11 protein-coding genes are annotated in these 12460 nt (G+C 65.0%); 9 read left to right on the forward strand and 2 right to left on the reverse strand.

What is annotated here, in order from left to right; genetic code table 11:
* The first annotated feature begins 2 nt into the window (after window positions 1–2).
* Window positions 3–560 (forward strand): 16S rRNA (guanine(966)-N(2))-methyltransferase RsmD, encoded by a 558-nt coding sequence (rsmD, locus tag ACT54B_RS10260; RefSeq protein ID WP_476044663.1) that lies wholly within the window; start codon window positions 3–5, stop codon window positions 558–560.
* 36 nt (window positions 561–596) lie between these two features.
* Window positions 597–1481, forward strand: a complete 885-nt coding sequence (locus ACT54B_RS10265) for a patatin-like phospholipase family protein (RefSeq protein ID WP_476044664.1) — start codon at window positions 597–599, stop codon at window positions 1479–1481.
* Between the two features lie 5 nt (window positions 1482–1486).
* On the opposite strand, the gene ACT54B_RS10270 is transcribed toward ACT54B_RS10265, so the two are convergent.
* Window positions 1487–3271: a monovalent cation:proton antiporter-2 (CPA2) family protein gene (locus ACT54B_RS10270; RefSeq protein ID WP_476044665.1), complete on the reverse strand. Its 1785-nt coding sequence runs from the start codon at window positions 3269–3271 to the stop codon at window positions 1487–1489.
* 141 nt (window positions 3272–3412) lie between these two features.
* Here ACT54B_RS10270 and ACT54B_RS10275 point away from each other — a divergent pair, with 141 nt between their 5' ends.
* The 7 genes from ACT54B_RS10275 to lpxK all read left to right on the forward strand — a co-directional run bounded on the left by ACT54B_RS10275 (window position 3413) and on the right by lpxK (window position 11030).
* Entirely contained in the window at window positions 3413–4975 is a 1563-nt protein-coding gene (locus ACT54B_RS10275) for an acetolactate synthase large subunit (protein WP_476044667.1), read from the forward strand.
* 92 nt (window positions 4976–5067) lie between these two features.
* Window positions 5068–6414 carry a TldD/PmbA family protein gene (locus tag ACT54B_RS10280; RefSeq protein WP_476044669.1) on the forward strand — a complete coding sequence of 449 codons (1347 nt, stop codon included), beginning with the start codon at window positions 5068–5070 and terminating at the stop codon, window positions 6412–6414.
* A gap of 4 nt (window positions 6415–6418) precedes the next feature.
* The gene (locus tag ACT54B_RS10285) at window positions 6419–7234 is read left to right on the forward strand and encodes a 3'(2'),5'-bisphosphate nucleotidase CysQ (protein ID WP_476044671.1); all 816 of its coding nucleotides are present in this window, start codon (window positions 6419–6421) and stop codon (window positions 7232–7234) included.
* A 61-nt stretch (window positions 7235–7295) separates the two neighbouring features.
* A complete protein-coding gene (locus tag ACT54B_RS10290) occupies window positions 7296–7529 on the forward strand; it encodes a DUF4170 domain-containing protein (protein ID WP_476044672.1) in 234 nt (77 codons plus the stop codon).
* A 174-nt stretch (window positions 7530–7703) separates the two neighbouring features.
* Window positions 7704–9023: a lipid IV(A) 3-deoxy-D-manno-octulosonic acid transferase gene (waaA, locus tag ACT54B_RS10295; protein WP_476044673.1), complete on the forward strand. Its 1320-nt coding sequence runs from the start codon at window positions 7704–7706 to the stop codon at window positions 9021–9023.
* Between the two features lie 130 nt (window positions 9024–9153).
* Window positions 9154–9870 (forward strand): HAD family hydrolase, encoded by a 717-nt coding sequence (locus ACT54B_RS10300; RefSeq protein ID WP_476044675.1) that lies wholly within the window; start codon window positions 9154–9156, stop codon window positions 9868–9870.
* Window positions 9871–9992: 122 nt separating this feature from the next.
* Entirely contained in the window at window positions 9993–11030 is a 1038-nt protein-coding gene (gene lpxK / locus ACT54B_RS10305) for a tetraacyldisaccharide 4'-kinase (protein WP_476044676.1), read from the forward strand.
* Here lpxK and ACT54B_RS10310 read toward each other — a convergent pair.
* Complete coding sequence (locus ACT54B_RS10310) at window positions 11027–12433, reverse strand: aminotransferase-like domain-containing protein (RefSeq protein ID WP_476044677.1); 1407 nt, start codon at window positions 12431–12433, stop codon at window positions 11027–11029. The two genes, lpxK and ACT54B_RS10310, sit on opposite strands and share 4 nt — an antisense overlap.
* Between the last annotated feature and the right edge of the window lie 27 nt (window positions 12434–12460).

Raw genomic sequence — 12460 nt, forward strand, 5'->3', positions numbered from 1 at the left:
CCATGCGCATTGTCGGCGGCGATCTGCGCGGGCGTCCGCTCGCGACCCCGAAATCCGATGCGATCCGGCCGACCACCGACCGGACGCGCGAAAGCCTGTTCAACATCCTCGCCCATGCCTATCCGGAAGCAACCGATGGCGGGCGTGTGATGGATCTCTTCGCAGGCACGGGGGCCGTCGGCATCGAGGCGCTGTCGCGCGGCGCCCGCTTCGGCCTCTTTGTCGAGGCGAGCGTGGAAGGCCGCGGGCTTCTCTGGCAGAACATCGAAAATCTGGGGCTGACGGGCCGCGCCCGCATGCTGCGGCGGGACGCGACCGCGCTTGGCAATGTCGGAACCATGGAACCCTTTCATTTTGCCTTTGCAGATCCGCCCTATGCTCAGGCGCTCGGCGAAAAGGCGCTTCTTGCCGCGGCGAAGGGCGGCTGGCTGCATTCCGGCGCGCTTGTCGTTCTGGAAGAAAGAGCCGATATTGAGCCGGTCATGGCGCCGGTCTTCCAGTTTCTGGAGGAGCGGACTTTCGGCGACACGAGAATGCATTTCTACCGCTACAAGCCCTGAGTCGGAGGGCGAGGGCGGCGTGAGGATTTGAAGCGCATGACCCCAGCCCATCCCGTCCCCTCCCTCGAACGCCGGCCGGCATCCACGCCCACGGTCGCGATTGCCTTTGGCGGTGGCGGCGCGCGCGGTCTCGCCCATATCCATGTCATCGAAGCGCTCGACGAACTGGGCATCCGGCCCGTCGCGATCTCAGGCGCTTCGATCGGGGCGATCATGGGGGCAGGCATGGCCGCCGGCATGACCGGCGCGGATATTCGTGCCCATACGCTCGCCACCATTGGTAACCGTGCCAATGTGGTGAACCGGCTCTGGAGCCTGCGCCCGCCCTCCATGAAGGCGGCCGTCACCGGTGGCTTTCGCATGGGCCAGTTCAATCTTGAGCGCATCCTGAAGGTTTTCCTCCCCGAGGCGATCCCCGAAACCTTTGCCGAACTCGGCATATCCTTGCGCGTCTCCGCCACCGATTATTATGGCCAGTGCGAGAAGGTGATCGAGGAGGGCGAACTGGTCCGGGCGCTGGCGGCAAGCGCTGCGCTCCCCGCCATTTTCATGCCCGTGATGATCGACGGCCGGGTGATGATCGACGGCGGTGTTTTCGATCCGGTACCCTATGAGGAACTGCTGCCGCTCGCCGATATCGTTGTCGGCATCGATGTCGTTGGCGGGCCCGAGGGCGATGGCACCCATATTCCAAACCGGATCGACAGCATTTTCGGGGCAAGCCAGCTGATGATGCAGGCCAATCTGGCGCTAAAGCTCAAGCTTGCCCGCCCTCACATCTTCCTGAAACCCGCCGTCAATCGCTTCCGCGTGCTGGATTTCCTGAAGGCCAATCAGGTTCTCGACGCTTCCGCCACCATCAAGGACGACCTGAAGCGAGCCCTGGATGCCGAAATGGAAAGGCGCCAGCAGGCCGGGTGAAGGGCTTAGGCCTTGGCCTCCTCGCTCACTTTGCCATGCTTCGGTTTCAGGAGCGGTTCGGGTGTCACGGGGCGGGTGTGGAGCATGTTGGTGCCCGCCATGATGCCCTCGGCGGCCTGGATCGCCAGCCGTTCCTCGTCGCGGCGGCGGATGTCGCGGCGGATTTCGTCGGCCGTCGCATCGTCCGTGCCGAGCGCCTCCAGGGTGCGGGCCCCGAAGAGGAGGCCGGACTCCAGCGTTTCGCGCAGTTCGTATTCCACGCCCTTTTCCCGCAGCGCCAGCGTGTGCACGCGGTCGTAGGAGCGGACGAAGAGACGCACATCGGGAAATTCCGACTGGATCAGCGAAACGATATGGTCCGTTGTCTCCCGGTGGTGGGTGCAGATCGCCACGATCTTCGCTCTTTCGATGCCGGCCGCAATCAGCACGTCCTTCCGCGTGCCGTCACCGAAATAGATGCGGAAGCCGAAGCGCTCCGCCTGGCGCACGCGGTCGGCCGACGTATCGATGATGGTCACGTCCCGGCCATCGGCCAGAAGCACCTGGGAGGCGATCTGGCCGAAGCGGGAGAAGCCGATCATCAGCACGTCGGAACCCGCGCCTTCGAAGTTTTCCTCCATCACTTCCTTCTCCCCCTCGCGCAGCATCCGGCGCGACAGGGCCGCCCCCAGCGGAGTCAGCGCCATGGAAAGGGTGACGACGGCGATCAGCAGGGAGGCCGTTTCCGGCGAGAACAGGCCGGAGGCGGCTGCCGCGGTAAACAGCACGAAGCCGAATTCACCGCCCTGGGGCAGCAGGAAGGCAATACGGATCGCATCATTATGCCCCGACCCGGCAACACGGCAGACCCCGTAGAGAACGGCAGCCTTCAGCGCCATCATGGCCGGTACCGCGAGAGCAATCACGAGGATCTTGTCGATCAGGATGTTGATCTCGAGCGAGAGCCCGACCGCCATGAAAAAGGTGGCCAGCAGGATACCGCGGAAGGGCTCGATATCGGCCTCCAGCTCGTGCCGGTAGGAGCTTTCGGCCAGCATCACACCGGCAAGGAACGCGCCCATGGCCATCGACAGGCCCACCGCCTGCATCAGGGTGGCCGATCCGAGGACGAGGAAGAGGGCGGCGGCGATCATCGCCTCGCGCGCGCCGGTGCGCGCGATCACGTTGAAAAGCCGGGACAACAGATAGCGGCCGGCCAGCACCATGCCGACCACCGCAATCACGGCCACGCCGATATCAACCCAGAGCGGGTTTGTGGCCTTTTCCTCGGAACCGTCGAGAAAGCTCGTCAGCGCCAGAAGCGGCACGATGGCGAGATCCTGAAAGAGCAGCACGGAGAAGCTGCGCTGCCCGTAGCGGGTATTCGCATCGCCCTCGCTTTCGAGGATCTGCATGGCAAAAGCGGTCGAGGAGAGCGCCAGTCCGAAGCCCGCGACGATGGCGGGTTTCCAGCCCATCAGCCCGGAAAGGCCGATCGCCGCGATCAACACCAGCCCCGTGATGAACACCTGCGCCAGCCCGAGCCCGAAAATGTCCCGCCGCATCTGCCAGAGGCGGGAGGGCTTGAGCTCCAGTCCGATGACGAAGAGCAGGAAGACGACCCCAAGCTCCGAGACGGACAGGATTTCCTCCCCCGTCGTGATGATCCGCAGCAGCGGCCCGATCACCACGCCGGCGGCAAGATAGCCCAGCACGGTTCCAAGGCCGATCTTCTTGAAGAGCGGCGCGGCAATGGTAACCCCGCCCAGAAGGACGAGGACCTCGGAAAACAGGGCATTGGGTGCGGACATCGGCGGTCTTTCCACGATTCGGCAAGGGGCTGGACTGAGGTTTTCATAGTCGGTCCATGCCGTCCATCGCAAACCCCCTTTCCCCTTGCGCCCGCCGCATCAATCGCCGATACCTAGCGACATCTGCATGAGGAGATGTGCATGAACGGTGCGGAAATCCTGGTCAACACGCTGCTCTCGGGTGGCATAGACGTCTGCTTTGCCAATCCCGGGACGTCGGAAATGCATTTCGTGGCGGCGCTCGACCGCTATCGCCAGATGCGGTGCGTGCTTGGCCTGTTCGAGGGCGTGGTGACGGGGGCGGCCGATGGCTACTACCGCATGGCGGGCAAGCCGGCCTCCACGCTGCTGCATCTGGGCCCCGGTCTCGCCAACGGGCTTTCGGCGCTCCACAATGCCCTGAAGGCCTCCTCGGGTATCGTCAATGTGGTGGGAGATCATGCCAGCTGGCACCTGCAATATGACGCGCCGCTGACAAGCGATGTGGATGGCATTGCCCGGCCGGTTTCCCACTGGCTGAAGCGCTCGCACGCCCCTGACGATGTCGGTCGCCATGCGGCGGAAGCGATAGAGGTCGCGAATGGCCGTCCGGGCGCGATTGCCACCCTCATCCTGCCGGGCGACGCGGCCTGGAGCGAGGCCGCGACGGCCGTGCATGTCGATCCGGCAACCGCGTCCGTGCCCGTGCGCCGTCCGCTGCCGCCGAAGGCGGATGCCATCGAGGCAGCGGCCAGAGCCCTGAAATCGGGCGAGCCGGCAGCGCTCTTTCTCGGCGGCGGTGCCCTCACCGGGAAGGCGATGGAAATCGTGGGACGGATCGTGGCGGCCACGGGGGCGAAAGCCTTCAGCCAGACATTTGCGGCCCGCGTCGAGCGGGGGGCAGGGCGGGTGTCGGCCGAACGGCTGCCCTATCCCGTGGATCAGGCCGTGGCGGCCCTCAAGCCCTATCGGCATGTGGTGACCGTTCAGGCCAACCAGCCGGTCGGCTTCTTCGCCTATCCCGGCAAGCCGAGCGTGCTGTCCGATCCGGGCGCTGAAATTCATCCCCTCTGCAGCCTGCAGGAACACGGGATGGCGGCGCTCGAAGCGCTCGCCGAGGCGGTGGGTGCCGCAAAGGCGGCGCCTGTCAGGGAAATCCGGGCCGAGGCAGCCCTTCCGACCGGGGCGCTCAATCCGCTGGCCATTGCCCAGGCCCTCGCAGCGCTGATGCCGGAAAATGCCGTCGTGGTGGATGAAGCGATTACCGGCGGCTTCAACTCCTATCCGCTCACGGCAACCGCCGCCCCGCATGACTGGCTTCAGAACATGGGCGGCTCGATCGGCTTTGCGCCGCCGGTCGCGACGGGCGCGGCCCTCGGCGCGCCTGGTCGACCCGTCATCTGCCTCACCGGCGATGGCAGCGCCATGTACTCGCTCCAGGCCCTCTGGACGCAGGCGCGTGAGAACCTGCATGTCATCACGCTGGTCTTTTCGAACCGTACCTACCAGATCCTGAAGATGGAATTTGCCGGCGTCGGTGCGGGCGAGCCGGGCCCGAGCGCGCTTGCCATGATGAACCTCGACCGCCCCGATCTCGACTGGGTCAAGATGGGCGAGGGCATGGGCGTGCCCTCCACGCGTGCGACGACGGCGGAAGAGCTTTGCACGGCGCTCTCACGGGCGCTCGCCGCCGAGGGACCGTCGCTGATCGAAGTCATGCTCTGAGGCTTTCTGCCGCTTGCCCGCATTTCTCGTCCCCGCCCCTTGATGCGGCGGGGTGCGGGGAATAAATGCAAAGGCAACGAAAGGCCTCATCCATGTCTTCAGATCAAAGCTCCGACATCCTCATCGACCGCGCCGCCCGGCTGATCGACCTTGCCCGGGCCGCCGGCGCCGATGCCGCCGATGCGGTCGTGGTCCGCTCCCGGTCCCAGTCGGTCTCGGTCCGCCTCGGCAAGGTGGAGAACACGGAAAGTTCCGAGAGCGACGATTTCTCGCTCCGCGTCTTCGTCGGAAAGAGGGTCGCGAGCGTTTCGGCCAATCCGGGCTTCGACCTGAAGGTGCTGGCCGAGCGCGCCGTGGCCATGGCGAAGGTCTCGCCCGAAGATCCCTATGCGTGCCTTGCCGACGAGGCGCGGCTTGCCCGGTCCTATCCTGACCTCGAACTCTTCGATCCGACCGAGGTGGAAACCGCCCGGCTGAAGGAGATGGCCCTGGCTGCCGAGGAGGCGGCGCTTGGCGTCAAGGGTGTTACCAATTCCGGCGGGGCGGGTGCCTCCGCCGGCTTCGGCGGGCTGGTGCTCGTCACGTCCCATGGTTTTCAGGGCGCCTATATGGGCTCCCGCTTCGGCTGCTCGGCCAGCGTGATTGCCGGCGAAGGCACGAAGATGGAGCGGGATTACGACTATGACAGCCGCCTCTACTTTGCCGATCTCGACGATCCGGTCCGGATCGGCCGGAGCGCCGGCGAGCGGGCGGTGAAGCGCCTCAATCCGCGTCAGGTGGATACCGGACAGGGTATCACCGTCGTCTTCGATCCCCGCATTGCCCGGGGCTTCGTCGGCCATATAGCGGGCGCGATCAACGGCGCCTCCGTGGCGCGCAAGACCTCCTTCCTGCGGGATCGCATGGGCGAGCCGGTGTTGAAGGCCGGCTTGAACGTGATCGACGATCCGCTCGTCGTGCGCGGTTCCTCTTCCCGTCCCTTCGACGGCGAGGGCGTGACCGGACAGCGGCTTGCGATGATCGAGGACGGGGTGCTGAAGCACTGGTTCCTCTCCACCTCTACCGGACGGGAGCTGGGCCTTGAAACCAACGGCCGCGGCGCCCGCTCCGGCACCATGGTGTCGCCCACCTCCACCAATCTGTCGCTGGAACCGGGCGACGTCTCGCCGGAAGAGCTGATCGGCTCGGTCGGCAATGGCTTCTACGTCACGGAACTGATCGGCCAGGGCGTGGACATGATCACCGGCGAATACAGCCGTGGTGCCTCGGGCTTCTGGATCGAGAATGGCGAACTCACCTTCGCGGTCTCGGAAGTCACCATCGCGTCCAACCTGAAAGACATGTTCATGCGGGTCACACCCGCCAATGACATCGACCGGAAATTCGGCATTGCCGCGCCGACGCTGGCCATCGAGGGCATGACCCTTGCGGGGCGCTGAGGCGATGAACGGCCATCATGACGACGGCCAGGTCTGGGCCGACGATCTCGCCCTGATTGCCGGGGCAGCGCGCGCCGCAGGCGCCGTGGCGCTCGGCTATTTCCGCCAGTCGCCCGAAGTCTGGTGGAAGAACAAGGACCGTTCGCCCGTCAGCGCTGCCGATTTTGCCGCCAATGAATGCCTGTCCGACATGCTGCGCGCTGCCCGGCCCGGCTATGGCTGGCTCTCGGAGGAAACCGAAGACAGCCGCGAGCGGCTGGAACGCGAGACGGTCTTCGTGATCGACCCGATCGACGGCACCCGCGCCTTCATCGGCGGCGAAGTCACCTGGTGCGTCAGCGTCGCGGTCGTGCACCGGGGCCGCCCGGTTGCCGGCGTGCTGAACGCGCCGGCGCTCGAGGAGGAATATGTGGCTCTGGCCGGCGGACAGGCGCTGAAGAACGGCTTGCCGATTAGCACGGCCGGCTGGCACGAGGGCGATCCGATGCGGCTTGCGATCCCGGAGGATATGCTGGCGAAGTTTCCCGCCGACCGCCGCGAGACGATTACCCGCATCCGCCACGTGCCGTCGCTCGCCTATCGGCTTGCCATGGTGGCCGAGGGCCGGATCGACGGCACGCTCGTCAAGCGCAATTCCCATGATTGGGATCTGGCCGCTGCCGATCTCATCCTGGAATGTGCCGGCGGCCGCCTGACCGATCTGTCCGGCGAGGCTCTCGCCTATAATCGCCCGGAGGTCGGGCACCCCGTGCTCTGCGGAGCGGCAGGCGGGCTGGTGCATCCGCTGGCGCGCGAATTTGCCCGGCTTCAGAACGGTTGACCCGCGGCCGAACTTCGGCCAAGGAAAGCCGGGAGGACCAGTCCCAGCAAAGGCTTGACAGATGACAGAAACCGAAGACAAGAAGCAGCTCCTCCACCTGGTGTTCGGCGGCGAGCTGGAAAATCTGCGGGATGTGCAGTTCCGCGATCTCGAAAAGCTCGACATCGTCGGCATTTTCCCGGACTACCAGAGCGCCCTGACCGCCTGGAAGGCCAAGGCCCAGCAGACGGTGGACAATGCCCATATGCGCTACTTCATCGTGCACATGCACAAGCTGCTTTCTCCCGGGAATTGATCGTTATTCGATACAACCCTGCACCGGTTGCGTCGCGAATTCGTCGCAATTATATCGGATAGACGCGACAACAAGAAAAAACGCGCCCCGCGTGAGGGCGCGCATGACACAGGCGGGGATGAACACCGTGAAATCGATCGTGGCTCTGCCCGAAAGGGAAGGGAGAGCGCGCCCATGAGCAGCCGCTTCGCGCGTCTGGCGCTGTCGAGCTACAAGCTCGCAGGGCTGGTCGCCTATCCGCTTCTCGGGCCCTATCTCAGCTACCGGGCCGCCAAGGGCAAGGAAGATCGCGCGCGCCGGCTGGAACGCTTCGGCTTTCCCAGCCTCGAGCGCCCGTCCGGTCCGCTGGTGTGGTTCCATGCGGCAAGCGTCGGTGAAACCTCGGCTGTCATCCCGCTGATCCGGGAGATGCGCCGCCGCGACATCTGGGTCGTGCTGACGACGGGAACCACCACGTCCGCCCATCTGGCCGCTACCCGCCTCGGCAATGACGTGCTGCATCAATATGTGCCGCTCGACCTGAAACCCGCCATCGACCGTTTTCTGGATTACTGGCAGCCGGATGTCGCCATCATCGCGGAATCGGAAATCTGGCCGGTGACGATCATGGGACTCGGCGAGCGCCATATTCCGCAGATCCTCGTCAATGCCCGCATGTCGGATCGCTCCTTTGCGAGCTGGAGCCGCCGTCCCTCGATTGCAGAGGCCCTGTTCGAGAACCTTGCACTGGTCATTGCCCAGTCCGAGGCGGATGCGGAACGCTTCCGCGATCTCGGTGCATTGCCCGTCATGACCTCCGGCAACCTCAAGGTCGATACGGACGTGCCGCCGCATGACCCCGCGGCCCTCGCCGAATATACCCGCCAGCTGGCAGGGCGTCGCACATGGGCGGCCATCTCCACCTTCGAAGGGGAGGAAATGGCGGCTGCGCAGGTGCATTCGACCCTCAAGGAACGCACCGGGCTGCTCTCTATCGTCGTGCCGCGCCATCCCGAGCGATGCGACCAGCTCGAAGCCCAGCTGAAGGAAAAGGGATACAAGGTCGCCCGCCGCACGCGCGGCGATGCGCTGACTCCCGATGTGGACATTTTTCTGGGCGACACGATCGGCGAGATGGGCCTTTACCTGCGCCTTACCGACATTGCCTTCGTGGGCCGCTCCCTGTTTGCCGAAGGCGGGCAGAACCCGCTGGAACCGGCGGTACTCGGCTGTGCCGTGCTGTCGGGCGGCCATGTCCAGAATTTCCGCGATACCTATCAGCGGCTCGCCCGCAATGGCAGCGCCCGCATGGTGCGCGACACGGAAATGCTGGCCAAGGCGGTCCATTATCTGATGTCCAATGACGCCGCGCGCCTGGCGATGATCAAGGCCGGTGCCGAAACGGTGATGGAGATGCGCGGCGCATTGACCGCCACCATCAAGGGCCTGGAGCCCTACATCAATCCGCTCACGGTCAAGGCCCGGCTGAAGCCGCGCCTTGCCGCCCGCGGCTAGACCATTTCCCGGAAAGGTGCGGTCACGCCCTTTCTTCCGGAAATGCGAGGAAACAAGGAAATGGAGATTGTCCGGTGATCCCGCGATGGCCGGACAGTCTCTTCTGCATCGAAGCCCGGGGAGGGGATCAATGACGGAAAGACGGGTCATACGCGGCATCCTGTTCGACAAGGACGGCACCCTGCTGGACTATGCCAAGAGCTGGCTTCCCGTGAACCGCGAACTGGCCGCCTTCGCCGCCTCTGGCGATCCCCGCCTCGCCGATCACCTGCTTCGTGAAACCGGCATGGACCCCGAAACCGGCCATGTGGTGCCCGATAGCCTGCTTGCCGCCGGCAATACGCGCGAGATCTGCGAAGGCCTGATCAAGGCCGGCGCGAAGCGGGGCTTCGAGGAAATGGTCTCCCACATGGACGGCCTTTTCGCCTCCGCCGCCAGCCGCGCCGTGCCGGTCACGGATCTCAAGACCTATTTCGAGCGTCTGCACGGCAAGGGCTACAAGCTCGGCATCGCCTCGAGCGACAACGAGCGCTCGATCCGCCATACGGCTGAGCGCTTCGGTTTCGCACATCTGGTCGATTACATCGTGGGCTATGACAGCGGCCATGGCTCCAAGCCGGAGCCGGGCATGGTGCTGGGCTTCAGCGCCGCAACGGGGATCGATGTCAGCGAAATCGCCGTGGTCGGCGATAACAATCATGATCTCCATATGGGCCAGCGTGCCGGCGCAGGTCTGAAAGTGGGGGTTCTGACCGGGACGGGATCGCGGGAATCCCTTGCCGCCGCCTCCGATCATTGTCTGAACGACATAACCGAGCTGGAATCGGTTCTGCCTGCGCTTGCCTGAACCCTGATCTCTCCGTTAAATGCCCCGCAAGAATTGACAGTTGCGGTCGGACGCCGGTCAGGATTTTCTCGAGTCCCGCAAGAATTGTCGTCGGGGCAGGTGAGTAAAGGGACGGAGAGTACATGGTTTCGGATTCTCCACCATTCTGGTGGACGAAAGCAGATTGGCGCGCCTACGCTCTCTCGCCGCTTTCTTTTCTTTACGGACAGGTGTCTGGTCGGCGCATGGAAAAGGCGCCGCGCGCCAGCCTGCCGGTTCCGGTCATCTGCGCCGGCAACTTTACCGCCGGTGGCGCCGGCAAGACGCCCACGGCGCTGGCCCTTGCGGAAGCGGCCAAGGCGAGGGGTCATGTTCCGGGCTTTCTCAGCCGCGGCTACGGCGGCTCCATCGATGTGACGACCGTCGTCGATGCCGATAATCACCGCGCCGAAGCGGTCGGGGACGAACCGCTGCTGCTCGCCCGCGCAGCCCTGACCGTGATCTCCCGCAACCGTCTCGACGGGGCGAAGCGGCTGGTGGAAAAGGGGGCGACCCTGATCATCATGGATGACGGTTTCCAGAGCGCCCGCATTGCGATCGATTATGCGCTGGTGGTGGTGGACAGTCACCGCGCCATCGGCAATGGCTTTGTCATCCCCGCCGGCCCGGTCAGAGCGCCCATGGCGGTGCAACTGCGTCATGCAACGGCGATCCTCAAGGTCGGCAACGGCGACAATGCGGACTTCCTGATCCGCAGGGCCGCGCGGGCCGGGATCGGCGTCATGGAGGCGGCCCTGATGCCGCGCCCCATGCCGGAACTCCTCGGTCGTCGCGTGCTGGCCTTTGCCGGCATTGCCGATCCCGACAAGTTCTACCGGACGGTCGAAAGCCTGGGGGCCGAAATTGCCGTTCGCCGCAGCTTCGCCGATCATGCCCATCTGGAAGAGGATCAGATCCGGGATCTCCTCGAAACCGCCGCGCGTGAGGATCTGATACTCGTCACCACGTCAAAGGATCACGTCCGCTTTCGCGGTCATGGCGGCGCTTCGGCGCAGCTGGCCGAAGCCGTCCGCGTCGTGAATGTGGATATGCGTTTCGACGATCCGCGCGCGCCCCTCAACATCATCGACCGGGCCGTCGATCAGGCCCGCAAGCGCCTGGTTGCCTCAAGGCAGGCCTAAGCTCCGGACTTGGGACGAAGCCGGCGGGCAAGGAAGTGCCAGATGCGCGGATCCTCCGATTGCGCCACATTGAAGCGCAGGAAGTCCGCACAGGCGCCCGAGGGGCTGAAGGCGTCGCCGGGCGCCAGCACGATGCCCTCCTGAAGCGCGTCTTTTGCACAGGCCGCGGCACTCTCACCCCCGGGCAAACGGCACCAGAGAAAAAGGCCGGCTTCCGGCTCGATCCAAGGCTTCAGGCCAACGCCCCGCGCCTGCAGCACCGTCCGGTTCATGGCTTTGCCAAGGCCGACCTTCAGCTGGTCCACATGCCGCCGGTAGCTGCCGTCCTTCAGCACATGCAGGACGAGATCGGCCGAGAGGCGCGAGGCGGAAAAACCGGTCGCGATCTTCAGATCGATCAACCCTTCCAGCCAGTCGGGACGGGCGGCCACATAGCCGCACCGCACCGAGGCGGACAGTGTTTTCGAGAAACTGCCGATCGCGATCACCCGGTTCAGTCCGTCAATGGCCGCCAGCCTTGGCTGCGGACGGTTTTCCAGATCTCCGAAAATATCGTCTTCGATGATGGTCATGTCGGCTTCCGCCGCGATCCGCACCAGCCGGTGCGCCACGACGGGCGAGAGCGTTGCGCCGGTAGGGTTCTGCATACCCGCGATGGTGATGTAGAGCTTCGGCTTTTCTTCCCGCGCCAGTCGGGCGAAGGCGTCTGCATCCGGACCTTCGGGGGTCATCGGCACCGATACAACCCGGGCCCTGTGCGCGCGCAGCAGGGCATGAAAATTGAAGTAGCAGGGATCATCAAGCGCCACCGTATCGCCCGGTTCGAGCAGGAACCGGCACAGAAGATCGATGGCCTGGGTGCCGCTTTCGGTCAGCATGATCCGGCTGGGATCGACCGGAATTCCCCGCTCCAGCATCCGGCGCGCCAGAAGCTGCCGCAGCGGCGCCAGCCCGGCCGGACTGTCATAATCGGTCAGTGCCTTGCCGGTCTCGCGGGAGATCGCCTTGAGCGCCCGCTGCAGGGCGGCTTGCGGCAGCCAGTCCGGCGGCAGCCAGCCGCAGCCCGGCTTGAGAAGATCGTCCTTCTCGTCGAGCGCCTGCCGCGAAATCCACAGCGGATCGACGGCACGGTCCAGCCGGGGGCCCAGGTCAGCGAGGCTGAGAGGCGCGGTCGCCTGTGCGACATAGAAACCGGAGCCCGGCCGCGAGCGGATCAGCCCGGCCGCAGCCAGACGCTCATAAGCCTCCACCACCGTCGAAGGCGAAAGGCCCATGCTTCGAGCAAAAGCCCGCACCGAGGGAAGGCGCGCGCCGGTCACCAGCTGGCGGGTGGCAATCCGTCGTTCGATCTCGCTGACGGCCGCCGCGGTTCGACCCAGCCCGGAGGGAGGTTTCCATTCCATCTGTATTGATCCTGTCAGCCATACAGT

It is taken from the genome of Gellertiella sp. DMC107 (assembly GCF_056313605.1).